This window comes from Micromonospora okii, from assembly GCF_020884795.1.
GTDB lineage: Bacteria > Actinomycetota > Actinomycetes > Mycobacteriales > Micromonosporaceae > Micromonospora > Micromonospora okii.
The window spans coordinates 55,023-81,746 of record NZ_BBZF01000025.1 but is presented as its reverse complement, the minus strand read 5'-3'; the positions used below and the strand labels follow the sequence as shown (position 1 = coordinate 81,746).

7 protein-coding genes (1 of these 7 cut by a window edge) are annotated in these 26,724 nt (G+C 73.2%); all 7 read right to left on the bottom strand.

All coding sequences use genetic code 11. The features are described 5' to 3' along the window. Tightly spaced (each overlapping or abutting the next), the 7 genes in view from LPU43_RS24395 to LPU43_RS24365 form a layout consistent with a single transcriptional unit that may run on beyond the window. On the bottom strand, nucleotides 1–4,306 hold the 5' portion of the coding sequence (locus LPU43_RS24395; protein ID WP_229402854.1) for a non-ribosomal peptide synthetase. It extends 3,539 nt beyond the left edge of the window; only the first 4,306 of its 7,845 coding nucleotides appear in the window; the start codon lies at nucleotides 4,304–4,306; its stop codon lies beyond the left edge, outside the window. Beyond that, nucleotides 4,303–5,835 carry a glycosyltransferase family 2 protein gene (locus tag LPU43_RS24390; protein ID WP_229402853.1) on the bottom strand — a complete coding sequence of 511 codons (1,533 nt, stop codon included), beginning with the start codon at nucleotides 5,833–5,835 and terminating at the stop codon, nucleotides 4,303–4,305. Before LPU43_RS24390 ends, LPU43_RS24395 begins: the two co-directional genes overlap by 4 nt. After that, nucleotides 5,832–7,625 (bottom strand): condensation domain-containing protein, encoded by a 1,794-nt coding sequence (locus LPU43_RS24385; RefSeq protein WP_229402852.1) that lies wholly within the window; start codon nucleotides 7,623–7,625, stop codon nucleotides 5,832–5,834. The genes LPU43_RS24390 and LPU43_RS24385 overlap by 4 nt, the downstream gene beginning before the upstream one ends. Next, nucleotides 7,612–14,358 (bottom strand): non-ribosomal peptide synthetase, encoded by a 6,747-nt coding sequence (locus tag LPU43_RS24380; RefSeq protein WP_229402851.1) that lies wholly within the window; start codon nucleotides 14,356–14,358, stop codon nucleotides 7,612–7,614. The genes LPU43_RS24385 and LPU43_RS24380 overlap by 14 nt, the downstream gene beginning before the upstream one ends. Continuing rightward, nucleotides 14,346–17,720 (bottom strand): non-ribosomal peptide synthetase, encoded by a 3,375-nt coding sequence (locus LPU43_RS24375; protein ID WP_229402850.1) that lies wholly within the window; start codon nucleotides 17,718–17,720, stop codon nucleotides 14,346–14,348. The genes LPU43_RS24380 and LPU43_RS24375 overlap by 13 nt, the downstream gene beginning before the upstream one ends. Beyond that, nucleotides 17,717–23,485: a type I polyketide synthase gene (locus LPU43_RS24370; RefSeq protein WP_229402849.1), complete on the bottom strand. Its 5,769-nt coding sequence runs from the start codon at nucleotides 23,483–23,485 to the stop codon at nucleotides 17,717–17,719. The genes LPU43_RS24375 and LPU43_RS24370 overlap by 4 nt, the downstream gene beginning before the upstream one ends. Next, nucleotides 23,482–26,724, bottom strand: a complete 3,243-nt coding sequence (locus LPU43_RS24365; protein ID WP_229402941.1) for a non-ribosomal peptide synthetase — start codon at nucleotides 26,722–26,724, stop codon at nucleotides 23,482–23,484. The genes LPU43_RS24370 and LPU43_RS24365 overlap by 4 nt, the downstream gene beginning before the upstream one ends.

Sequence of the window (26,724 nt, the reverse complement as noted above, 5' to 3'; positions counted from 1 at the left end):
AGTCAGACCAGAGCCGGCGCTGCAACGCCCGGGCCCGCTCCACGAAGGAGGCCGCACGACGGTGGTCCACTTCGAGCACCGTCAACGTGGTGAAGTCACCGACCACCTGGCCGAGCTGCGGATGCACCGGATCACGGTCGAAGACGGTCAGGATGACCGAGTAGTGCGGGCGCCGGCTCCACCGGGTGAGGACCTCGGTGAACGCCGCCAGCAGTACGACCGACGGGGTCAGACCTGCGGTGGTCGCCGCGTCTCGGACCGCCGCCCATCGATTGGCGACTAGCCGGCCGGAGCGCCGGGAGAAGCGGGGAGCGCTGATCGGCACCGGCTGCGACGGCACCGGTAGCTCTGGTCCGGCGGGCAACTCCGGCAGGCGCTCCCGCCAGTATCCGAGCGCGGTGGCGTACCCGTTACCGCCCCGGCCCGCCATCCGGTGCAGCACGTAGTCGCGGAAGCTGACCGTGAGCTCGGGCAGGCGCAGCACCGGGTCCCGGTAGCGGGCGTTCAGCTCGTCCATCAGCAGGCCGAAGCTGTAGGCGTCACAAATCAGGGCGTCGATGCTCACGTGCACCATCGCGTCGGGTGCCGGGTCCGGCCCGGTCAGCAGCGTCGCGCGGACCTCGAACAGCGGCCACCGGTCTGCGGCGTGCACCTGGTGGGACATCCGTCGACGCACCGCCGACAGCCGCTCCGCGCGCCGTTCGGGGGCGAGCCCTCGTAGGTCCTCGACGGCGACGCGGTACGGGGGCACGTCCGGAAGCACCTGCTGGTTCCCGTCGGTCCGAAGGACCGCCCGCAGCATCGGATGGCGCGCGACGACGCCGTTCAACGCCCGACCGAACCGGCTGGCCTCAAAACGACCGACATGGAACTCCAGGTAGGCGTGGGTGGAAACACCACCGAGCAGCAGTTCGTCGCCGCGTCCGACCAGGTATGCCTGCTGCACGTCGGTGAGCGGGAACGGATCGTGCCAGGCGGCCGGCGTCGGGCGCAGCGAATCGTCACCAGGATCGGCCGGCACGGCGGACGCACACCGCTCGGCCAGGGCCGCCGCCGTGGGAGCCTCGAAGAGATCGACGAGGCGCAGCGTGACCCCGAGCCGGTCGCCGAGCAGCCGCACGAGCTGCCCGGCGAGGATCGAGTGTCCGCCTGCTAGGAAGAAGTCGTCGTCGCGGCCGACCGTCGGCACGCCGAGGACCTCGGCGAAGGCGTCCACGACGGTCTGTTCCAGCGCACTCCGCAGGCCGCCGTCTGCCCCCGCGACGGCGTCGACGGTGATCGCCGCTACGGTTTCCGGAGGGGGCAGCGCGGCATGGTCCACCTTGCCGTTGCGGTTGCAGGGCAACGCCGGTAAGGCGACCATCCGCGCCGGGATCGAGTACCGCGGCAGGAGCCCGGCCAGGAAGGCCCGAAGCTGTCGCGGATCCGTCACCGGGCCGGTACCGTCGGGAACCACGTACCCGACCAGGCTGGTCGATCCGGCGCCGTCGAGGCGGGCCGTCACCACGGCCTGCCGTACGCCCGGATGGGTCAGCAGCGCCGCCTCGACCTCGGCCGGCTCCACCCGGTGACCGCGCACCTGCACCTGCCGGTCGAGCCGGCCGAGGAACTCCAGTTGCCCGTCGGCGCGCACCCGACCGCGGTCGCCGGTCCGGTAGGCACGCGCGCCCGGCAGGCCGTACGGGTCAGGGAGGAAGACGGCCGCGGTCTCGCCGGGCCGGCCGTCGTAGCCGCGCGCGACCCCCGCCCCGCCGACGTGGAGTTCCCCGGGAGCGAGGGCCGGCACGGCGCGGCCGAGGTGGTCAGCGACCCAGACCGTCACCCCGTGTAGGGGCCGGCCGATCGGCACCCGCACCGGAAGCGGCCCGGCCACCTCGGCGGCGGTGGCGTCGGCGGCCACCTCGGCGGAGCCGTACAGGTTAAGCAGTTTGGCGTCGGGTAGCCGCTGCCGGAAGCGGAGCGCCACCGCCGCCGGCAGTTCCTCGCCGCTGACCTGCCAGGTTCGTACTCCGGCGAGCCGGTCGCCCACCTCACGCTGGGCGTCGCACAACAGCACCAGCAGCCCCGGTGCCGCGACCACTCGGGCGGCACCGGTACGGGCCAGCCGGTCGGCGAGCGCGACGGGGTCACCAGCGTCGGCTTCAGCGACGACGTCCAGCGTGCCACCCGCCCGCAGTGGTCCGAACGTCTCCCACGCCGCGTCGACGAAACCCACCGCGACACGTAGTGCGCAGACCTCACCGGCAGCGACCGGGTGCGTCGCCTGCATCCAGCGCGCCCGGTTCACCAGGCCGCGATGGGTACCCACCACCGCCTTGGGCCGCCCGGTCGAGCCGGAGGTGTACACCAGGTAGGCCGCCTGGTCGGCATGGACCGGCCGGCGCAGGTCACCCGCGTCGCGCGCGGCGATCGCGGCAGCGTCGCGGTCCAGCCACACCACGTCGACGCCCGGGTCCGACAGGAGCGCCTCGAACGACGACGTCGAGACGATCACCCGGAGGCCGGCGGCGAGTTCGGCGAGGCGCGCGGGCGGCAGGGCCGGGTCCAGCGCAACGTAGGCGGCACCAGCCTTGAGCACGGCCAGCGTCGCGATCACCGCGGCGGCCGACCGGGGCAGGCAGACCCCCACCCGGTCCTCCGGTGCCACGCCGGCGGCACACAGGTGCCAGGCCAGCTGGTTCGCCCGACGGTTCAGGGCACGGAACGACAGGTGCCGGTCGCCCTCGATCACCGCCACCGCGTCCGGCCGTCGTCGCGCCTGCTCCTCGATCGGTCCGTGCACGGTGTCGTCGGCCTCGGGCGCGTGCGACGACGCCGGCGGCCCGGAATCCAGATGCGGCAGCGCCGGTGCGAGCAGCCGGGTCCACGGCGCGTCCAGGTCGGCCAGCGCTGCACGCAGGACCGCGCGGAGGTGCTCACCGAGCACGGTGACCGCCGCCGGCGTGAGGACCCGGACGTCGTACTGCAGCACGAAGCGCAGCTCACCCGACCGGTTGCGGAGTTCGACGACGAGGTCGAAGGGAGCGTTGCCGAGGTCGACGTCGTAGGTGTCGACGCGCAGCCCCGGCAGGTGTGCCCGAACCTCGGTCGGGTGCGCGACGCAGAGCACACGGATCGGTGCGTCCCCCGAGCCCGCCTCGGCGCGGAGCAGCCGCAGCAACTCCTCGTACGGCAGCTCCTGATGCCCGTAGGCGCCGGTCACCTGCTCCCGAACCAGGGTCCACAGTTGCCGGAACGACGCGGTCGCCGGCAACCGGAACCGCAGCAGCAGGACGTTGACGAAGTAGCCGATGAGCCGCTCCAGCTCAGGCCGGGTGCGGCCGGCGGTGAGCGTCCCCAGGACCACGTCCAACTGTCCGGTCACGGTTGCGAGGACCACCACGAGCGCGGTCAGCGCCAACATGAACTCGGTGCCGCCCTGCGCGTCGTGCAGCCGTGCGAGCCGACGGGACAGGTCGGAGTCCAGAACGACCTCGTGATTGGCGCCGATCGGCTCGCCGGGTGCCAGCACCTGGCGGGGCGCGTCCGCCGGCAGCCGGAGCTGCGTGAGGTCTCGGGTGCTCTCGCGCCAGAACTCGACCAGCGCGGCACCTTCGGGGCCGGCCAGCCGGCGTCGCTGCCAGGCCGCGTAGTCGCGGTACTGTGCCGGTAGCGGCGGCGCCGACCACGTCCGTCCGGCGACCAGATCCCGGTACCCCGTGACGATCTCGTCGAGCAGCACCGACAGGGACCACCCGTCGGTGGCCGCATGGTGCATCGCCACCAAGACGCAGTGGTCGGTCGGCGAGAACCGCAGGACGATCACCCGCAGGGGCGGCCTCCCGCGGAGCTCGAACGGGCGGCGCGCCTCCGTCCGCAGCACGTTCCGGACGGCCGGCGGCAACGGCTCGTCCGGGCGTACTGCCAGCACGGTGAGGTCCGCAAGCGGCACCCGCGCTCCGACCGCAGCGTGGACGAGCTGCATCAGGCCCTCGTCGGAGAGCCGCAGCTCGGTCCGCAGCACCTCGTGCCGCTGCACCACCCGCCACACGCTCGCCCGAAACGCGGGCAGCCGGAGCTGGCCACGCAGCCGGACGGCGACCGCGTAGTTGTGGTCGCCGGGCGACCGCTCCCCCGCGACCCACATCCGCTCCTGCCCGAAGGAGGCACGCCACGGTCCCGCCCCGGAGGCCGCAGCGAGCCCGTCGGGCCGCTCCAAGCGGCGGCGCAGGGCCTGCTCGAAGCGGGCGCGCTGGTCGGGTGAGAGGGCGGCGACCCTACGGCGGAGCTCGGGATCCGCCACGCCCTCCAGGAAGCGCCCGGTCATGGCCGCACCCCGTCAACGCTGGGCCAACGCAGAACCACCAACTCGCCGTCGCCGCCACAGCGCACCACGACCGGCGGAGCCGCGGGAAACAGCAGGCACTGTCCCGGGCTCCAGACGACCCGGGTGTCGCCCGCCCCCGCCTCCGTCCCCGACGGCACTCGCAGTGCCCACACGACCGTGGTGCCGGGGTGGCCGGGCAACGCCACCGGAGCGGCCCCGCCAGCGTTCAACACGGCCAGGTCGATCAGCGTGTCGGGGGGAAGGGTCGCCTCCGGAATGGCGGCCAGCACGTCGCGGAGCAGCGGAAGGTCGGATTCCGCCACCGCCGTCCACGCCCCGTCGCGGAACAGCACGGTACGGCGCCAATCGGTGCCCGTGGCGGTCGACGGTCCGCCGTCGGCATCCCAGGAGGCGTCGCTCGCCGTCAGCCAGCGGTCCAGTTCCTCGGCGACCCGCCCGTAGGAGTCGGCAAGGTGATCGACGAACCAGAGCCCGGCGGAATCGAGGGGAGCGCCGCCGCGGGCACCGTCCGCCGATGCGCCGTCGGCCCTTGTCCCCGCCATCGCCCGCAGCTTGGTCACCTCCGCGAGCCGCTGCGGCAGCGTCCGCAAAAACAGGGCGTGGTCGGCGAAGGACTTCTCCCGTGTCATGCTGTGCCGCTGGTACGTCGCGTCGAACGGAGCCTTGTAGTCGTGGTAATGCAGGTGCTCCACGAAGACGCCGGGCACGCAGATGAGCCGCTCCATCCGCTCGGCGATGTCGAACACCCAGGTCTCGACCTCCCACTGGGAGAAGATCTCTGGCACGAAGTAGCCGAGGGCGTCGTACCACGCACGGGTGACGATCGGGAAGTCGCGGCCTCGTTCGCCGTACTGTCCACCGTCGAAGTAGAGGCACAGCACCTCGTCCGGGCAACCCTGGACGAGTTCGCCGACCCGAGCGTCGAGGGCGACGTCCCAGCCGTAGTCGACGTAGCGCTGATCGTCGTTGGCCATCATCAGCAGGTCGCCGCTGGCTGTCGCGGCCAGAACGTTCCAGGCGGCGGGTACCCCGATGGGCTCACCCACCACCAGGACGCACCCGCCCAGCCGGGGAAACCTCCGCGGCGCCTCCCCCGCCAACTCGCGGTAGACCGCCAGGTCGGGGTCGTCCGCGTCGACGTAGAAGAGCACCTCCACCCGCTGTGGCGCCACCGCCGTTCCGGACAGGCTGCGCAGCAGCAGGGCCGCCTGGTCCGGACGGCTGCGGGTCGGGCACAGCAGCGACATCGTTCGGTGGACCGCCGGCTCCGGTCCGGGCCCGTGGTAACGCAGCCGGGTGGCGGCCCTGCGCGGGGCCAGGTAGCACACGTGGTGCAGCCACCGCCGTACCCGCAGCGTCAGGTTGAGGATCGCCACCACCCACGAGGTTCTGTCGCTCGCCTGCCGCAGCGCGCCGGTCGCGACATCCTGCAGGCCGCGATCGCGGTGCCGACGGAAGTGGCCCAGCAGCAGTCTGCCGAGGGCGCGTGCGGGACGCAGGTCACTCATGCGCCGGCTGCCCGGTCGGTCCGGGGGACCGGCGTGGGGCGACGCCGGGCGGTCGGCAACCGTCGACCGGCCGCCTCCCGGGCCTCGGCACGCAGTTCGGTCAGCTGCTCCGCGAGGCTCCTGCCGACGCGCTGCCGTAGCGTGGCCACCTCGGCGTCGACGTGGCCCGGCAGCATTCGCAGGCAGGTCACCATGGCCGACATCAGCGCCATCACCACGGACCGGTCGACCCGCCGCGGGTCGAAACGGGCCCGCAGGGCCGCAGGCGTACCCGGGGTGAACTCGACGACCACCGGATACCCCTCGTCCACGGAGACAACCAGTTCGTCGATCCGCAGTCCGGCAACCCTGTCGCCCTCCCCGATCCAGGTCGGATAGTTCTCCACCACGAGGATGCTGTCGAACAGGGGCGCTCCGGAGCCGGTCGCCGCGGTCCGCTCGATCCGGCTCAGGGCCGCGTGCTGGTGGTCGGCGAGCGCGGCGAGTTCCCGTTGGATCGCCACCAGCCAGGACGACACGACCGCGGCCGGGGTGACCAGCACGCGGAGCGGCAACGTGTTGACGAACATGCCGACGCAGCGCGTCGCCTCCCCCAGCCAAACGGGACGGCCGGATAGGGTCGAGCCGAACACCACGTCGTCACGTCCCGTCCGCAGGCCCAGCAGCAGCGCCCAGACGGCGTGCACCAGGGTGGCGAGGGTCAGGCCGCGGCTCCTGGCGAAGGCACCCAGTTGGGCTGTTAGCTCGGTGGGAACGACCAGGTCCACCCGACCGCGAGGCACCGCGACGGGCGACTGTGCACCGGCCTCGGCGATCCGGGTCCCGCCGTCGAGACCCGCCAACCGCTCGCGCAAGAACTCCTCGTCGACCGCCCGGTAGGCCGCCGAGCGGGTGAGGAAGTCGGCGAAGGACGGGCGGTCCGCAGTCGCGACGAACCCGGCCGGATCGGTGTAGCGGTCGAACACCTCTCCCAGGACGAGCTGCTGGGACCACCCGTCGAGCACCAGATGATGATACGTCCACACACATCGATGGTTGGCGGGGCCTTCGATCACGAACAGCAGCCGCATCAACGGCCCTTTGCGCAGCTCGAAGCCGCGCCGCCGGTCCTCGTCGAGGAGTCGGGCGAAGGCCGCCTGCCGCTCGGTCTCGTCGAGTTTACGGTGGTCGACTGTCTCCACCGACATCGTCGCGTCCGGCAAGAGGACCTGCCTGGGCCGTCCGTCGTCCTGCCACCGCACCACCGCGCGCAGCGCGGGATGCGCGGCGAAGACCGCGCGCCACGCTGCCGCGAACGCCGCCAGGTCCAGGTCACCGACCAGCCGGCAGTGCAGTTGCACCACGTACGCGCCGTCGGTATCGCCGGCCAGGCAGTGGTAGAGGATGCCTTCCTGCAAGGGGGTCAGCGGAAACCCGACCGGGTCGGCCTCGGCCGGGGCCGGCAACTCCGGAGCCGTCGCCACCGATGGCGGTGCGATCCGAGCGGCGACGGTCCGCACCGTGCGGCCGTCGAAGATGTCCTGGGTGCCGAGCGCCAGACCGACCTGCTGCGCCCGGGCCACGATCACGATCGCGTGGATCGAGTCGCCGCCCAGCTCGAAGTAGTCGTCGTCGATGCCGAGCAGGTCGACCTCCAACACCTCTCCCCAGATGTCGACGAGGGACCGTTCGACGGCGTTCGACGGCTCCACGTACGGGGCGTGTTCCGGCTCGCCTTCCCGCAGCCACTGCGCCAGCAGCTCCCGCTTCGCCGGTGACAGCCGCGCGATCCGGTCGTCAAGATCGTCCATGTGCGACTCCCCTTTCCGTCGCCAAAGGGTTCGGCGCCGATGGATCGGCCAAGACGGCGGCCTCCTCGTCCGAGAGCGTCGCCAGCCGGCTGAGCAATCGGTCCATCCGCGCTGCCCGGGAGCGCGGCGATGAGGACCGTGCCGGTGGTCCGGCCTCCGCGGGAGGCAGGTCACCGGGGTCGCTGACCGCCGGCGGTCGGGCCTCCGGGTCGACGACGAGCGCCGCGAGCGCCGCGCGGTAACGCGCGCCGATACGTGCGACCCGGAGCCGGTCGAGGCGGGTGGGATCGAACTCCAGGACCAGGTGCAGGCGGTCCGTGTCCGCGCCGCGGTGGAAGTGTGCCGTCAACGGGAGGTAGGTCTGATCGGGCGCGTGCATACCGAAGATCTCCAGACCGGAGACCGCGAGCTGCCGGTAGACGTGGAAGTGGGTGAACACGAACAGCGTGTCGAACAGACCTGCGGCGCCGAAGCGGCGTTCCAACTCCACCAGGGGATAGCGCCGGTAGGGCGCCACCCGCGCCTCCGCGTCGTACGCGGTACGGGCCAGGTCGGCCCAGGATGCTGCCGCCACTCGGACCCGCAACGGAACAATGTTGTTGAACATGCCGACGCAACGGTCACCGTCCGGCCGCTCCGGCCGCCCGTTGACCTGCAGGCCGGTAACGATGTCCCGGTGACCGGCGAGTTCGGCGGTCACCTGCAGGTGCACGGCCAGCAGCAGGTGCTTGAGGCCCACACCCAACTCGCCTGCGAGCGCGTCGAGCCGGGCGGCCACCGCGCGAGGCACCGTCCACACGTGCCGGCGGTCGTCGAGCCCCGGCGGGTCGCCGTCGGACGCGACGACGCCGTCCGCGAGCAGGCCCCTCACCTCGGTCACCCGCGCTCCAGCCAGCTCACGTTGCCAGAACCGTCGGTGTTCCGCCGACCGGATCGCGGCTAGTTCGGCCGTCACGAAGTCGCGATACTCGACGCGTGGGGCCGCGATGGCGGCTCCGCCGCCATCGCGGCGCAGAGCGTAGTCGGCGAGGATCTCGGTCAGCAGCGTGGCGTCGCACCACCCGTCCAGCGCGAAGCTGCTCACCGTCAGCCGGAAGTCCTGGTCCGCCCGGTGCACGGTGAACCGCACCAGCGGGCCGGCCGCCGTGTCGAACGCCCGGCGCCGCTCCTCACGCAGCCACTGCCCGATCCGCGCCGCCCGCGTCGGCTCCGCCAGCCCCCGTACGTCGACCACCTCGAGCGCCGTTCGCATGTCAGGGTGGACCAGTTGCATCGGCTCCGGGTACGACAACAGGTCGAAGGTGGAGCGCAGGTAGGCGTGCCGCAGTGTGGCTCCTTCGACCGCGGCGGCCAACGCCTCCGGGTCCAGCCGATCCCGCACCGCCACGCTGGTCAGGTAGATCTCGTACGACCGGTGGTGCTGGCTCTGGAACAGCAGCGCCCGCTGCCCCATCGAGATCGGGTACGCGTCCGCCACGTCAGCCCGAACCGCTGCCGCCGGGCACAGCGCGAACGGTGCAGCACCGGGCGACGCGCCGGTCCCCTCCTTCCGCCACTCGTCTGCCAGCTGGCGGGCAAGTCCCCGGACCGTGGGATGCTGGAGCAGGTCGCCGAGATCGAACCGCAGCCCGACCACCTCGGCGGCGGCGACCAGGCGAAGGGCCCGGATACTGTCCCCGCCCCGGGCGAAGAAGTTGTCCGTCACCCCGACCTCGACCGTGTCCAGATGGAGACGCCACAGCTCGAGCAGCCGCTGCTCCCGCTCCGTGGCGGGCGGCGTGGCTCGGCGCTCCGGCGCGGCCGGTCCCGGCACCGGCAACGCGGCGCGGTCGACTTTGCCGTTCGCGGTCAGCGGCAGGTGGTCGAGCGGCAGCACCCGACCGGGCACCATGTACGCCGGCAGGTGGGTTCGGCAGGCTTCGCGCACGGCCTCGGCCGCGTCCGGACCGGCAACCTCGCCCGTCACATAGGCGACGATGTAAAGATCCCCCCGGGCGTCCGGGTGAGCCAGCGCCACGGCATCCCGTACGTTCGGCAGCCGGCGCACCGTGGCCGCCACCTCGTCCAGCTCCACCCGGTTCCCGCCGATCTTCACCTGATGATCGTCGCGGCCGTGGAACTCCAGCGTTCCGTCCGGCCGCCGCCGGACCCGGTCGCCGGTGCGGTAGTGGCGGCTGCCAGCGGCGGTGCCGATCACCGGCACGAACCGCTCGGCAGTCAACCCCGGACGGCACAGGTAACCCCGGGCCAGCCCCGCTCCGCCGACGTACAGCTCGCCGACCGCGCCACCCGGCAGCCACCCGCCACGCCGGTCGAGCACCCGGCATTCGACGTTCGCGATGGGCCGCCCGATCGGCACCCGCTCGGTCGCGTCCGGCCGGCAGGACCAGGAGGTGACGTCGATGGCTGCCTCCGTCGGCCCGTACAGGTTCTCCAGCCGCGCCTGCGGCAGCTGACGCAACGCTCTTGCCGCCAAGGCCGGGGACAGGGTCTCACCGCTGCATACCACGCGACGCAGCGCCGACCGCCAGCCGGGCCGTGCCGTCACCGCAGCCAGGAACGAGTCGAGCATCGTGGGTACGAAGTGCACCGTGTGGACCTGCTCGGCGGCCACCAGCTCAAGCAGGTACGAGGCGTCGGCGTGTCGGTCGGGCGCGGCGAGCACCACGCAGGCGCCGACAGTCAACGGCCAGAACAGCTCCCACAGCGAGACGTCGAACGACACCGGTGTCTTGTGCACCACCCGCTCACCGGGAGCGAGTCGGTATGCCTCCTGCATCCACACGAGCCGGTTGACCAGTGCGCCGTGTGGGACGAGTACCCCCTTCGGCCCGCCCGTCGAGCCCGAGGTGTACATCAGGTAAGCCGTGTGGTCGGCGGACACCGGCCGGCACAGTCCGCCGACTTCGGTGGTCGAATCTGAGGCGGCGACGGTGGCGGTCGGCACACCCAACCGCTCCGCGCGTGCGCGTACATGCCGCTGAACGAGCAGCAGCGACGGGCGGCTCTCGGCCAGGATCGTGGCCAGTCGGGCGTCGGGCTCGGCGACGTGGAGCGGCAACAGGGTGCAGCCCGCGTAGAGCACGGCCAGGTCGGCGACGAGCAGGTCCACGCTCCGCTCCACGAGGACGCCGACCGGTGTGTCGACGCGCGCGCCGAGGCGGTGCAACTGCCGGGCGAGGGCGGCCGCCGCGCGGTGCAGCGCCCGGTAGGTGAGATGCTCGCCGCGGAGCGGGTCGACGACCGCCACGGCGTCCGGATTCCGGCCGGCGGCCGCGGCGACGAGCTCGTGCAGCGCCGACGGGCGACCCGGCCGGCAGACCGATCCGGTGGCGCTGGCCGACAGATCCCGTCGAGCCTCCTCGCTCACCAGCGGCAGCCCGTCCACCGCGGTGTCCGGCGAGTCGGTCAGCCGCCGCAGCAACGTACCGAACGCGTCGGTGAGCCCGGCCGCCGTCTCCGCGTCGAGCAGATCCGTCCGGTACTCCCAGACCCCGGCGAAGCCGCCGTCCAGCTCCGCCATGCTCAGTGACAGGTCGAAGGCGGACCAGCGACGCTGCACCGGCAGCGTGTCGACCGGAACCCCGCCCAGATCCAGCCGGGCGGGCAGGTCGAGGGCCAACGCGCGGAAGCCCTCGGCGTCCCCGCCGTACTCGCGGTGCAGCACGAATAGTGCCTGCACGAGGGGCGCACGCAGGGCATCGCGCGCACGTCCGAGGTCGCTGACCATCCGGTGGTACGGATAGTCGGCGTGTGCGATGGCGTCGCGCACCGTGCCGGCGGTGCGCCGCAGGAACGTCGACGCCGCTTCGGTGCCGACGGTCCGGGACCGGATGGGCAACAGGTCCACCAGGTAGCCGACCCGCTCGGCGAGTTCCGGCGTCTGCCGGGCCGCCAGCAGCGTCCCGACGACGAGGTCACGCTGCCCGGTGTAGCGGTGCAGCAGCAGCTGGAACGCGCTCAGCAACACCTGGAAGACGGTGCAGCCGTACGTCCTCGCCAGTGCGCGCAGCGGCGCGGTCAGCTCGCCGGGCAGTCGGAACTCGCGCCGTTCGCCGGCCGCCGACCGCCGCTGCGGCCGCTCCCCCACCAGCGGCAATCCCAGTTGGTCCGGCGCCCCGTCGAGGGTTTCCCGCCAGTAGCGCCGACTGCGGTCCGGGTCCGAGGACGGCGGCACCGCGACGGCCGGGTCACCGGCCGGCTCGGCCGCCGCCCCGGTCGCCGTCAGCTCCGACGCGAGGTCCCGCACCAGCACCACCAACGACCAGAAGTCGACGACCAGGTGGTGCGCGATCATCAGCAGCACCCGCTGTCCGGCCTCGAGCCGGAAGACGGTGAACCGGACCGGTCGCTCGCGCGGCAGATCGAACGGCCGGTCGGCCTCGCTGCGCAGCGCCTCCGCGAGTTCCGCGGCGCTGGACGGCGCGTCCCGCCACAACGGCACTGGGCCGTCCCGGTCGATGCGGAAGCCGGGCTGTCCGTCGCGTACCGCGAACCCGGTCCGCAGCGCCGGGTGACGGCGGACGAGCCGGCCCAACGCGCGCTCGATGCGCTCGTCGCCAACCGTCGCGTCGAGGCGCAGCGCCCGGGCCAACTGGTGAACGGAAGCATCGGACAGCAGCATGGTCTCGAACCACAGCCCGCGCTGGCGCTCGGTCAGCGGCCGCCAGGGCGCCGAGCCGTCCGGCGCGGCCGGCGCCATCCGTGGTGGGTCGACCGTCGGGGCCGCCGTCAGCCCTTCGCGTGCCTCTCGCACCACCCGCCCGGCCAGCTCGCGCACACTGGTGTCGCCGAGCAGGTCGGCTAGGCCGAGAACGACCCCGTAGCGCTCCTGCACGGCATGGTGCAGCGCCACGGCACGCATCGAGTCGACACCGGTCGCTACGAGCGGCTGGTCGGTCCGCAGCCGGTCCGTCAGTCCACGGGCCGCCCGGTCGAGCAGCGCGTCGGCCAGGCGGGCAGTCGCCGCTTCGACGTTCAGCGCGGCGAGTTCCACCGGATCGGGCAGTGGTGGCGGCACCGGGTGCGGCTCCAGCGGGATCTCCGCGTAGACCGGCAGCGTCCCGGCGACGTAGCTGTCTCGGCAGGCTCCGCGGCGGACCTTGCCGCTGGTGGTCTTGGGCACCCCGCCACGGCGCAGCAGGACCAGGGCGTGCAGCCGTACGCCGTGGCGGCGCAGCAGGTCCGCAGCGACCGTCGCGGCGATCCGGTCAGGATCGCGGGAGGCGCCGTAGGAGACCAACTCGGCGCAGAGCAGCACGCGCGGAGCCCCGTCGGTCTCGACGGCGAACGCGGCGGCGCAGGTCGGCCGCAGTGCCGCGTCGGCGTTCTCAGCGTCGCGCTCTAGGTCGTGCGGGTGGTAGTTCTGCCCCTGGATGACGATGACGTCCTTCCGGCGGCCGGTCAGGTACAACTCGCCGTCGAGCACGCGGCCGAGATCGCCGGTGCGCAGGAAATGGCGCCCGGGAAGGCTGGACACGGTGGCTCGAAAGGTCACCGCGGATTCCTCCGGCGCGCCCCAGTACCCGCTGGCCACTCCCGGACCGGCCACCCAGACCTCACCCACCTCGCCGGCCGCGCGCTCACGCCCGCTGTTCGGGTCGACGACGCGCACGTGGGTGTCGAGTCCGGGCGGGCCGCAGGAGACCAGCGACGCCACCGGGTCCGGCCCGGACCGGATGACGCCGGCGTCGGTGTCCAACCGGTCCGACGCCGCCGGGCGTACCCGGGGCGGTCCGTTCCGCCGCGCGCCGGTGACCAGGAGGGTCGCCTCAGCGAGCCCGTAGCAGGGGAAGTGCGTCTCCGCCGAGAACCCGTACGGGGCGAACGTGTCGGTGAAGCGGCGCAGAGTCTGCTCACGGATCGGTTCGGCGGCGTTGAAGGCCACCCGCCAACGGCTCAGGTCCAGGCCCTCGCGGTCTGGTTCACTGCTGTTGTCCACGCAGAGGTCGTACGCGAAGTTCGGTCCTCCGCTGGTGTGGCCGCCGTAGCGGTCGACGGCCCGCAGCCACCGCATCGGCCGCTGCAGGAACGCCATCGGCGCCATCAGCACCGACAGGGACCCGAGGTACAGCGGTTGCAGGACGTTGGCGATCAGCCCCATGTCGTGGAACATCGGCTGCCAGCCAACGAAGGTCGACTCGTCGTCGTGCCGGCAGGCGGCGGCGATCAGCCGTTCGTTGGCCAGGATGTTGCCGTGGCTGACCATCACCCCGCGCGGATTCCGCGTGGAGCCCGAGGTGTATTGGAGAAAAGCCAGGTCGGCGCTGATAAGGCCCGGGTCCCGCCAATCGTCGGCGACCGCGTCGGGAACGTCGGCGACGTCGATTCGGTCGAGCCCGGCAAGCACCGGTGGAGACTGGCCGGTCGCCGAGGTCAGGGCGGCCGCCGGTGTGCAGTCCGCGCGGATCCCGGCCGTCCGCTGCACCGCGTTCCGGGCGGACGGCGCGTCGCACGGCACGGCGACCACGCCCGCGTAGAGGCAGCCCAGGAAGGACTGGACGTAGTCGAGGCCGGAGGGGTACGCGACCAGCACGCGCTGCCCGGCGAGGCCCCGCCCGCGCAGCGTGGCGGCAATCGCACGTGCCCGCCGGTCAACGGTGGCGTAGTCCCAGCGCCCCCCTTCGGTCTCCCCGTCGTCGAGGAAGACGTAGGCGGGCGCGTGCGGTCGACGGGCGGCGTGCTCCCGCGCGACGTCGATGATGCTCGGCACCGTCACCTCTACTCGCGCCACGCGTCCTCCGGGCTGTCCGTTCCGGTCGCCTCGGCCAGAGCCCTGCGCACCGCCTCCGTCTCCCGTTCGGTGCGCAGTTCGTCCACGACCAAGGCAATGGAGGCCAAATCCAGTGCCCGGTACACGCGTCGCACCGGCGGCTCCACGTCGAACATCTCCACGATTCGGGCGTGGAGCTGGGTGATCAGCAGCGAGTCGGCTCCCAGGTCGAACAGGTCGTCGTGGATTCCGATGGACTCCGCCGGGACGTCGCCGAGCAACTCGGTGAGGAGGGCGACGAGCGCACGCTCGGTGGGCGATGTCGGCGGCTGCGCCGTCACCGACGCCGGCAGCTCCCGGGCCCGGTCGACGAGCGCCGCCCGGTCCACCTTGCCGTTACGGGTCAGCGGCAGGGCCGGCAGCGGGGCCAGCCTGGCCGGCACCAGGTGCCGGGGCAGCCGCTGTCCGAGCCAGTGCCGCAACGCGCTCTCGTCGAAGCCGGCCGACCCATCCTCGGGCAGCACGTAACCGATCAGGTACGTCCGGGTGCCGGTGCTGCGGGGCACCACGACGGCGCCACGCACGTCGGGGTGGCGGGCCAACTCCGCCTCGATCTCGGCGAGCTCGACCCGGTGGCCGCGCAGCTTGATCTGGGCGTCCGTCCGGCCGAGGTACGCCAGATCCGTCACGGACGCGACCGCCGCGAGGTCACCGGAAAGGTACCGACGCCCGCCGGGCAGGCCCCGGTCATCGGGGACGAAACGCTCCGCGGTGCGGCCCGGAAGCCCGAGGTAACCGCGGGACAGGCCCACGCCGGCGACGGTCATCTCGCCCCGTCCGCCCACCGGCACCGGCTGCCCGTGCGGGCCGCGCACCTCCACCCGCTGCCCGGGGAGGGCGACGCCGAGCGGGCTGATACCCGCGCGGGCGTCGGCGGCGCGCAGCACCCGCACCATGGCGTGCACCGTCGTCTCCGTGATGCCGTACAGGTTGACCAGGTTGGGCCGCCGGTCACCGAAGGTGGCGAACCAGCGGTCGAAGCGGCCGACGTCGCAGCGCTCGCCAGCGAGCAGCACGGTACGCAGGGAACCGGTCACGCCGCCCCGCAACAACACCGGCACCAGTTCCCCGAACGCGCCAGGGGTCTGACTGAGCACGTTCACCTGCTCCGCCATCAGGTGCTCGGCCAGTTCGTCCGGCGTACGGGCGAGCCCGGCCGGCGCGACCACGAGCCGGGCTCCGGAGGTCAGGGCGCCCCACATCTCGAAGACCGACACGTCGAAGGCCGGCGAGTGGGTCATCGACCAGACCGGTGCCGGCCCGTCGCTGCCGTCCTGCGCCGGACCGGCCAGCTCCGTCAGCGCGGCGCGGGCGCCGGCCAGCAGGCCGGTGATACTGCGGTGGGTCACCATGACACCCTTGGGCACGCCACCGCTGCCCGAGGTGTGCACGACGTAGGCGAGGTTCTCCGCCACCACCGGAGGACCCGCCGCCGCGGCCCCAGGCCGGCCGACGCCGTGATCTTCCGGCGGGACCAATGTCAGGCACTGCGGGAGCAGCCCGGGCCGGGCCACGCCGATCCGTGCGCCGCTGCTCGCACAGATGCGCGTCCGCCGTGCCGCCGGATCCAGGGGGTCGACCGGTACGTAGGCCGCACCGGTCTTGAGGATCGCCAGCGCGGCGATGATCAGGTCGAGGGAGGGCTCGAGGCAGAGCACGACCGACGTCTCCGGGCCCGCCCCGGCCGCACGCAGGCGCGCCGCCAACCGCCGCGCCCGTAAGTTGAGCGCCCGGTAGCTCAGGTGTGCGCCGAGGTAGGTCGCGGCCACGGCGTCCGGGCGCTGGGCGGCCACCTCCTCGGTCAGCCGGTGCAGGCACTGCTCGGCGTCGGTCGGGTCTGCGCCGGAGGGAGACCGGGGTTCCCCGGCCGGGCGGTCGACGTCGCGCAACACCGCGCAGGTCAGGTCAAGCACCTGCCGCGCCGTCGGGGCCGGGAGACGGTGGCGGTCGTACTCCAGGTGCAGTTCGACGCCGCCGTCCCGCTCGGTGGCGGTCAGCGCAAGAGCGAACTTGGGCATGACGGGCGGCGAGGCGACGACGGCGGCGCGCAGGCCCGGCAGCCGGACCTCCGGCCACGGTGTGTTCTGCAGGGCGAACACCGCTGCGAACAGCGGGTTGTCGGCGAGCGTGCGGTACGGCCGCAGCAACTCCACGAGTCTCTCCGTCGGCAGGTCCTGGTGCTGCTGGGCAAGGCGCAGCTCCTCGTGTGCGCGCCGGATGACGTCCTGGAACGACGGGCAGCCGGACAGCGTCAGGCGCAGCGGCAGCACGGTGGCGAAGGTGCCGACGGCTGCGGACAACCGCGGCGACGTGCGCCCCGAGAACGGACTACCGATCACGATGTCGTCCTGCCCGCAGATCCGGTGCAGGGCCGTGCCGTACGCGGCGAGCAGCACCGCGAAGAACGTGGTGCCCGCCTGCCGGGCCAGTGCCCGCGCCCGGTCCACCAGCGGGGCCGGCAGCACGATCCGCTCGGAACCGGCGGGTAGCCGAGGCGTGGCGGCCGCCGGTTCGGCGAGCAGGTCCAGGTCGAAGCGGGCGTCCCGGAAGTGCCCGGCCCACCGGGCCAACCGCTGCCCGGCCTGTTCGGTGACGGCGTACGACCGCTGTGCCGCCGCGTATGCGGCGTACCGGGGCGGGTCGTGCGGCAGGCGGTACGGCCGTCCCTCGACCCGGGCCCGGTAAACCTCGCTCAGCTCGTCGAGGAGCACCCCGAGTGACCACCCGTCGCTGGCGATGTGGTGTCGGGTCAACAGCAGATGGTGCCGTCCGGGTTCCCCGCGTACCAGCAGTGCCCGCACCAGCGGGCCGGTGCCGAGGTCGAATGGACGGCGGGCCTGCGCGGTCTCGACCGCCGCGACGGCGGCGGCACGGTCGACGTCGGAGAGCGCGACGAGGTCGACCAGCGGGAGCGGGACCGGTCGCGCCTGCAGGACCAGGGGCACCGGCCGGCCGCGCCGGGTGGGATAGACCGTACGCAGCACCTCGTGCCGGCGTACCACCACGCAGAGCGCGTCGCGCAGGGCCGCCGGGTGGAGCGCGCCGTCCAGGTCGATCCGCAGGGGCAGGTTGTACGCGTTGTCCGTCGGCTCGAGAGCGGCCTGCAACCAGATCCGCTCCTGCGCGTACGACAGCACCGTATCCTCGCCGTCTGCCCGCAGCGCCTCCAGCAGCTGGGTCTTGTTCACCCGCAGGCGGGCGACGAGGTCCTCGGTCAACGTGCCGGGGGGCGCGCTACAGCGCAGGTCGGCGCCCTCGACGGTCAGGGTGACACGGCGTCGACGCAGCTCGTGGAGGAGCTCGGTGATCGGCGCGGCGGTCACAGCACCACCTCGTCCCGGTCGGTGTGCCGGACCTTCTCGATGTGCTCGACGAGTCCGTGCAGAGTGGGGGCGTCGAACAGCCGCGCGATCGGGATCTCGACCCCGAACTCGTCGTGGACCATCGCGAGCAGCCGCAGGGCGAGCAGGGAGTCCCCGCCCACGGTGAAGAAGTCGTCGCCCGGGTCCGGGTCGGTGACACCCAGCAGCTCTTCCCAGAACGCCGCGACGGTACGGCGTACCGACACGCCCGGATCGTCGTCGGGCCAGGTCGCTACGCCGCCCGGCGGTCCGGCTTTTCCGCCCGCGGTCGGGGTGCCGGCCGGGGTCGGCGGCCGGACGGCGGCGAGGTGGTCGTCGATGCTGAAGGATGCGTGGTGAGCGAGTAGGACGTCCAGGTCGCGGGGCGACACCACCGCCCGGGGTGCCGGGCCGGCGGCGAGTATGCGGGCCAGCACGTCGATCCCTTCGGCGTGGGTAACCCCGCCCAGCAGGTCATCTCCCGGGTCGCCGCTCACCGACTCGGCGACACGCCGCGTCGCTCCGCGCGCCCGCCGTTGCGCGTCGGCCCACATGCCGTCGTCCAGCCAGTCGGTCCACGCGATGGCGACCGTGACGCCGGGACGTCGGAGTGCGCGGTATCCGGCGAAGGCATCGACGAACTCGTTCGCCGCCACGTACCCCACCTCGCCGAACTTGAGCTTGTGCAGCACGGTACCGATAGAGGAGCACAGCACGAAGAAGTCGAGGGGGCGGTCGCCGACCGCCTCGTCGAGAGCGAGCAGACCCTCGATCTTCGCCGCCGTCGCCGCACGGGTGTCCACGCGCCGCTGGATCATTCCACCGGTGTCGGGCACCCCGGCCGCGTGCACGACACCGGCCAGCGGCCCCAGCCGCCGCTCGATGCCGACCACCAGGTCACTCATCCCGGCGCGGTCCGTGATGTCGACGGAGCGCACCTCGACCTTGGTGCCCGTCGCGGTCAGGGCGAGCAGACGGCGCAGCACCCGGCGGGTGCGCGCGTCCTCGCCGTTGGTGACGTACGCCGCCCATCGCTCCGGCGGTGGCAGGTGGCGGCGGCTGGTCAGCACCAGGTGTCCCGCGCCGCTGCGGGCCAACCATTCGGCGACGCTGAGTCCGATGCCGCCCAGGCCGCCGCAGACCAGGTACGTCGCGCTGCCGCGAGCGGGCTTCTCAGCCGGCGCGGGCGGCAGCGGGTACGGCTGGTAGTCCGGAACGAACCGACGCCGACCCCGGCGCGCCACGACGCCTGACTCCCGGGCGACCAGCAGTTCCCGGACCACGTCCGCTGCTGTTCGGCGAGTGTCCACGGTGGCCGGACGATCGGCCGCGAGGTCCAGCACGGTGCAGGCCATCCAGGGGTACTCCCGCGGGATGATCTTCGCTGCGGCGGCGACGGTGGCGTGCTCGGGATGGCGCACGTCGTCGCCGAGCACGTCCTGGCACCCCGCGGTGACCGCGACGATCCGCACGCCCTCGCTATGGTCGAGCTCTCCGAACGCCCGGGCGAGATGCAGCAGGCTCTGCAGGCCCCGCTCCTGACTGGCGGCCACGGTGTCGAAGGTCGCCGCCCCGCCCCGGCGCCAGGCGTCCTCGGCGGCCCACCCGTGCACGACGAGCCGGACGGGACGGCCCTCGTCTGCCAGCCGGCGCACCAGCTCGCCGTATCCGGCCGGGTCGGCCGGATCGAGGGCCGTTCCGCCGGCCGGCGTCGAGGCGACCAGTACCGGGTGCACGCCGTGCTCGGCCAGCCGCTCGGTGACCGACACCCCGAGCGGGCCGTCGGAGAAGACCAGGCACGTGCCGCGCAGGGGAGCACCGACGGCCGGGTCGACGGCCTGACGCCAGCCCGGCTGATAGCTCCAGCTACTCGGGTCGCTGCGCTTGGGCGGCCACGGGGAGCGACCGGTGGACGCGACGCCGGTGCCCCCCAACGCCGTGATGCGGTTCCCACCCGGCTCCTGCGCCAGCATCAGGGCGGCATCCCGCGGACCCGTCTCGGGCACGATGACGTCGGCGGAGGCGAAACGTTGCTCCCGAAGGGCGGCGCGCCACCCGTCGGCGTCCAGCAGTGGCCCGTCCCGGCGCTCGTCGGCGTAGCTCCACCAGCCCTCGGTCAAGCCCCAGACGAACGGCAGCCATCGGTCGGCGGGGGTGGTCTCGACCAGTGCCAGGATTCCCCCCGGCGCGAGTACGGAGCGCAGGTTGGCGAGCGTCCGAGCGATGTACGGGGTGGCGTGCACGACGTCCAGTCCGCAGACCAGATCGTAGTGGTGGCCCGCGAGGCCCTGCTCGGCCGGGTCGCGTCCGATGTCGAGGACGGCCGCGCAAACCCAGCGCAGGCCACGCTGCCGCGCCTCGGCGTCCAGCCGGGCCACGAAGGCCGGCGAGATGTCGGTGGCGTGGTAGACGACCCGGCCTGGCGGCAACCGGTCTGCCAGCACCTCGGTGAGCGCCCCCTGGCCCGCGCCCACCTCCAGGATCCGCAGCGGCCGGTCGAGTTGGGCCGCCAACCGGTCGACGAGTCGCCCGGTCGCCCTGCTCAGCCGTCCCGTCGCCCGGTGTGCGAGAGTGCGCCCGGTCAGCGCGTCGGTCAGCAGGTCGGAACGTCCCGCCGGGTAGAGCAGGGCCAGTCCCGCTCCCGGCTGGGACAGGGCGGCCGGGTAGCCCTCGGCACAGCGCACGAGCAGATCGACGAGGCCGGTGAAGCGCGGGTGCCGCCGTCGCAGGGCGGCGGCGGTGGTCTCGATCCGGGTCCGGCCCACGGCGGCCAACTCCGGCGGAGTCCGGAAGAGCACCTGCGGCCCGTCGCGCTCGGCCAAACCGTCGGCGACCAGGACGTCCAGCAGGAACCCGAGGAGACGATCGTACGGGGCGATGATCGCGAGACGGCGGACCAGGTCGGGCACGCGGTGTCGAGCCCCGAAGCCGGTGTCGATGCCGGATCCGGCCAGGTACCACAGTGCAAGTTCCGCGCAGAGGCGGTTCAGGTCGCTGCGGAGGCCGGGGTGGTCGTCGACGGCGGGCGGGTCCGGCTCGGCAGCGAGGGCTTCCCGCAGCTCGCCGGCGAGCTGCGGGACCCCGGGCAGTGCCACCGGTGCGGGGGCGGGTTCCACCCAGTGCCGCTCGCGGCGCAATCGGTCCGCCGGCAGTGGCACCCGCCGCGGCTCCTGCGGGCGGTGGACCGCCGTCCAGTCGACCGGCTGTCCCGCCTTCCACAGGCGGGCCAGCAGTGCAGATACCGTAGCGACCTCGTCCACGGCCGACCGTTCGCCGGTCGGGTCGGGCGTTCCGGTCAATGGCGCGACCTCGATCAGTTCCCGGTCGAGGCCGTCGACGTGCATCTGCGGGCCGTCCGGCGTCAGGTGGGCCAGCGCGACGTTGTCGTACGCGGCACAGCGGTCGAGTGCGTCGGCCACGCGCGCCGGCAACCACAGCCGGCGCAACCAGAACTCCGGCTGGCACACCTCGTCGCCGACGAGCCCACCTGTGGCGGTGGAGACGAAGGAGCGTTCCGGCAGTCGCAGCCGCAGCCCGCGCAGCACATCGGCGAGCGGGCCCAGGAAAGGCCGCACCGCAGGGGTGTGCCACTGTGGCATGCTCACGGCGCTCCCCACCGTCACGCCCCGCTGTCGCAGGCGTTCGCGCAGGCCCGCGACGGCTGCCTGCGGCCCCGACACGACGCACCGGTCGGGTGCGGCGAGGACCGCGATGTGCACGTCGGCCGGCAGCAGCGGTCGCAGTGCCTCCGAGGGCAGCGGCACGGTGACGGTGTCACCGGCCGGCACCCGGGTGGCGAGTTCTTCGTGGGCGGTCACCAGCCGGGCGGCGTCGGTCAGTGACAGGACGCCCGACAGGGTGGCCGCGACGTACTCGCCGGAGCCGTACCCGGCCAGGACGACCGGCTCGACGCCCCACTCCTGCAACGCGCTGGCGAGGGCGTACCCCACCGCAAAGCCCTCCGGCAGGCTGCTCGCCCCGACCGGCGAGCGGCCGGGGCCCGGCACCGCGAAGTCGAACCCGGCCGCCGCGAAGGCCTCCGCGCAGGCGCGCAGGTGACGCCGCACCACCGGTTCGTCGCGGTCCAGCCGGGCCGCGAGCGGCCGGTGGCCCGGTCCGTCGCCGGCGAAGAAGAGCGCTGCCGCACGCTCCGGCACCGGCACCGGCCCCGGTGGCTCGGGCAGCCGAGCGAGTCGGTCGACCGCTTCCGGAACTGTGGCAGCGACGACCACCTGCCGGCACGCCAGGGTCCGCCGGCCGGCCAGCGTCGCCGCGACGTCCGCAAGATCAACGGTCGGGTCGGCACGTAGCCGTCGGGCGAGTGCCCGAGCCCCGCGGGTGAGTGCCGACGCGGTCTCCGCGGAGAGCGTCAGCACCTGCTCGGGGCGGAGCGAGCGACCGCGCGCCACCGGTGCGGGCGGTTGCTCGAGCACCAGGTGCGCGTTGGTCCCGCCGACACCGAACGAGCTCACCCCGACCCTTCGGGGGCCCGGCGTGCCCGGCCAGGGCAGCAACCGGTCCGCCACGAAGAACGGACTCTCAGCGAGGCGCAGGTCCGGATGGGCGCGGCGGTGGTGCAGGGTGGCCGGGATGGTCCCGTGATGCGCCACCAGAGCGGCCTTGATCAGGCCGGCGATCCCGGCGGCGGCGTCCAGGTGGCCGATGTTCGACTTGACGGAGCCGAGCCCGCAGAACTGCCGTCGGTCGGTGCCGAGGCGGAACGCCTCGGTCAACGCCGCGACCTCGATCGGATCGCCCATCGGGGTGCCGGTGCCGTGCGCCTCGACGTACCCGATCGTGTCGGGCGACACGCCGGCCACCGCCTGCGCCTCGGCGATGACCGCCGCCTGCCCGGCGAAACTCGGCGCGGTGTAGCCCGCCTTCGCCCCGCCGTCGTTGTTGACGGCGGACCCGAGGATCACGGCGTGCACATGATCGCCGTCGCGCAGGGCGTCGGAGAGCCTCTTGAGCAGGATGACACCGGCGCCGCTGCCGCCGACCGTCCCGTCGGCGTCCGCGTCGAAGGGAGCGCACCGCCCGACGGCCGAGTAGATGCTGTCCGGGGTCCGCAAGTGGCCCTGCCGGTGCGGGATCTGCACGTAGACGCCGCCGGCCAGGGCGAGGTCGCACTCGTAACTGGTCAGGCTCTGCACGGCGAGATGCACCGCGACCAGGGACGACGAACAGGCCGAGCCGACCGCGAGGCTCGGGCCGGTCAGGCCGAGCGTGTAGGAGACGGTGGTGGGCAGGAAGTCCTTGTCGTTGTGCAGCAGCAGGTGCAAGCCATCGCGCTGCTGCACGGCCGCCTGCTGGTCGGCGTCGCCGGTGAGCACATTGCGGATCAGGTAGGTGCTCAGTCCGCTGGCCAGGAAGACACCGACCGGGACATCCAGCCGTGCCGGCTCGTACCCTACGGTGTCGAAGGCCTCCCAGGCCAGCTCGAGGCAGATCCGGTGCTGTGGATCCATGATGCGCGCCTCGTGCGGCGCGTAACCGAAGAACCCGGCCGCGAACAGTGCGATGTCGTCGAGGACGCCCTCCGCGCCGACGAACCGGGAGTCCAGCACCCGCTCGGGGCGGTGGCCGGCCGGGAGAAGGTCGGCTCCACGGAACCGGTTCACCGCGTCGACGCCGTCGCGGAGGTTGGCCCACAGCTGCTCGACGCCGGCCGCACCGGGGAACCTGCCGGCCATCGAGACGATGGCGATCCGCTCGGGGGCGGGCGGCTCGACCGCCGGGTTGCTCATCGCGCCACCCCGCGGTCGCGCGCCTGCGGCCGGGCCGCCACCTGCTGGGCCGACCGTCGACGCTGGGCACGAGCAGCCGCGTCCAGCGTGCGCGCCCGGGTGGTGGCGGCGCTGAACGGCCGGTCGGCGAGGTGACGGGCGAGCGCGGCGACGCTCGCATGGTGGAACAGGTCCTTCACGGTGAGGTCGTCGGCGACCTCGGTGACGAGACGGTGGTGCAGTCGCAGCAGGGCGAGGGAGTTGCCGCCGGCTTCGAAGAAGCCGTCGTCCACGCCGATGTCGCTGACGTCCAGCACCTCGCACCAGAGCGCTGCGAGCGTACGCTCAAGGTCGGTGCGGGGCGGGCGACCCGTCCGGGTTTTGAGCAGGGTGCCCTCGGCCAGCCGGGTCAGCGCGTTCCGGTCCACCTTGCCACTTCTGGTTACCGGTAGCTGGGGCAACACCTGGACCGCCGCGGGGACCAGATATCCGGGCAGCCGGGACCGCAGGGCCTCGCGCAGCGCCTCGCCTGACGGCGGGCCGGACGCGTCGGGCCGGTACGCAACGAAGCCGACCAGCCGGCCACCGAGCACGAGGACGGCAGCGTCGACGACGTCACCGTGCGCGCACAGCGCTTGCCGGACCTCACCCGGCTCCACCCGACGACCGAGCAGCTTGACCTGGTCGTCGCGGCGGCCCAGCAGCCGGATCTCGTCACGCGCCGTCCATCGACCGTGGTCGCCGGTGCGGTAGACCCGCGCGCCGTCATGCCACGGCAGAAAGGCGGTTGCGGTCATGGCCGGCCGGCCCGCGTAGCCGCGGGCGAGGCAGTGCCCGCCCAGGTGCAGCTCGCCGGCCACCGGGTCCGGCACCGGGCGCAGCCGGTCGTCGAGCAGGTGGCACTCGACGTTCGCGATGGGACGGCCGATCGAGACGGCGGCCGCCGACCGACGGTCGGCGTGCCAGGCAGTCACCTCCACCGATGCCTCGGTGGGTCCGTAGAGGTTGTACAGGTCGACGTCGAACAAATCCAGCGTCCGACAGGCCAGCCCGTCCAGCAACGCCTCGCCACTGCAGGTCAGCACCCGCAGCGTGCCGGCACCCCGGCCCCGCGCGACCACCTCGGCCAGGAACGGCGCGAGCATCGAGGGCACGAAGTGCACACCCGTGACCTGCTCGTGCGTGACCACCTCCGCGAGGTACTGCGGGTCGCGCTCACCTCCGACCGCGGCCAGCACCGCGCAGCCACCGGCCGCCAGCGGCGCGAAGAGTTCCGCCATCGACACATCGAACGCGATCGGTGTCTTGACCAGGGTCCGCTCGCCGTAGCCGTCGGGCAGCTGCTCGCGCCCCCACAACACCCGGTTGGTGATTCCGCGGTGCGGTACCAGGACCCCCTTCGGCCGCCCCGTCGATCCGGAGGTGTACAGCAGATAGGCGGCCTGTTCGGGGTGCCCGGGCCGTGGTCCGAGCACCACGTCGCGCGGCCAACGGTCCGCGACCAGGACCTCCTCGACCGCCAACGCCACGGGTGCCAGCCGCCGGGCGCGGTCGAGCTGTCGGCTGTCGGTCAACACGAGGGTTGCGCCGCTGTCGGCAACCAGCTCGGCCAGGCGGGCGTCCGGGTCGTCGGGCTCCAGCGGCAGGACGACACCACCGGCGACGAGGACCGCGAGATAGGACACCGGCAGGCCGACCCCGCGCCGCTGAAGCACCGCGACCACCGGCTCCGGCCCGGCTAGTCGATCACTCAGATCGGCGGCCAGTCGCAGCGCCGCGCGTCGCAGGGCGCCGTAGCTGAGATGCACCGGGTCTCCCTGCCCGTCCCGAGCGCTCACCGCCACCGCGTCCGGTCGGTCAACGGCGGTGTCGAGGACGAGGGCGTGCAGAGCCTGCGGCACGGGACGTGGCACCGAGGCCCCCGAGGCCCGACGCCGGGCCCGCTGCCGCTCTCCGTCGTCGCGCACGTCGACGGCGTTCAGCACGGCGTCCGGGTCCGCCGAGCCGGCGTGCAGCAGGGCGGTCAGGTAGCGGCCGAACGTGGCCAGGTCCTCGACGGTGCACCACCGCCGGTCGCTCTCCAGCAGGAGGTCCAAGCCCGACGCGGTCTCGGTCGCGGTGATCGACAACTGGTACTTGGCGGCGCCGGGCGTGACCGGACGGGAGACGGCCCGCGCTCCGACCAGGACGGGTGCCACCTCCCGCTGGTACGTGACAACCACCTGGACCAGCGGGGTGGTCGTCCCCGGCGCTCGTACGGTGCCGGCCACGTCGACCACGCGGTGCAACGGAACCGCCGGGTGCTCGAGCGCGTCCAGCAGGGCCGAGCGGGCAACGCGCAGCGCGGAGCGCAGCGACGCGGTGCCGTCGATCCGCAGTCGCAGCGGCACCAGGTTGACGAGCAGGCCCACCGAGTCCGCGTACGCCGGGTCGCCGCGCAACGAGACCGGTGCGCCGAGCACCACGTCGCCCTGCCCGGTGTAGCGGGCGACCAGGCCCGCGACCAGGGCCAGGAGGGCCATGAAGGGCGTCGCCCGCTCGGCGCCGCACAGCGGTGCGAGTCGAGCGAGCTCCTCCGGACCGTAGCGCTGCCGAACGTGCAGCGGCGGCTGCGGTCCCACGGTGACCGGCTGCCCCGCGAACACGTCGGTACGGTGCGGCGCCCCGGCCAACCGCTCGGCCCAGAATCGCAGGCCCGCCGGCTCGTCGCCCCGGTTCCACGCCCGCGCGAGGGTGGCCAGCTCCGGCTTGGGAACTTCCGCCGCAGCGGGTCGTCCGGCCTGCGCCCGGGCGTACGCCTCGCCGAGTTCACCGCAGATCACCCCGAGCGAGTGGTGGTCGCAGACGATGTGGTGGGCGTCGAGGACCAGCAAGTGCCGCTGGGGGGCGAGGCGCAGCAGCAGCCATCGCACCGGCGGTGCGGCGGTCAGGTCGAACGGCGTCGCGGCGAGCGCCGCGAGAAGGCGCTCGACCTCCGCCTCACGTACCGGGTCCGTCACGTGGGTCATGTCCACCAGCCGTAGCTCGGCCGGGTCGTCGACGACCCACTGACGCGGCTCGCCCGACTCCTCGCCGAACACCGTGCGCAGCGTCTCGTGTCGGCGACCGACCTCGCGCACCGCGGCCCGCAGGGCCGCCGGTTGAAGCGGACCGTGCAGGTCGATCGCCGTGCACGTGTTGAACACCGCCGCGCGCGGCGCTACCGCGTGCACGAACCACAGGCCGAGCTGGCCCGGGGTGAGGGCGGCGGAGACCGGCAT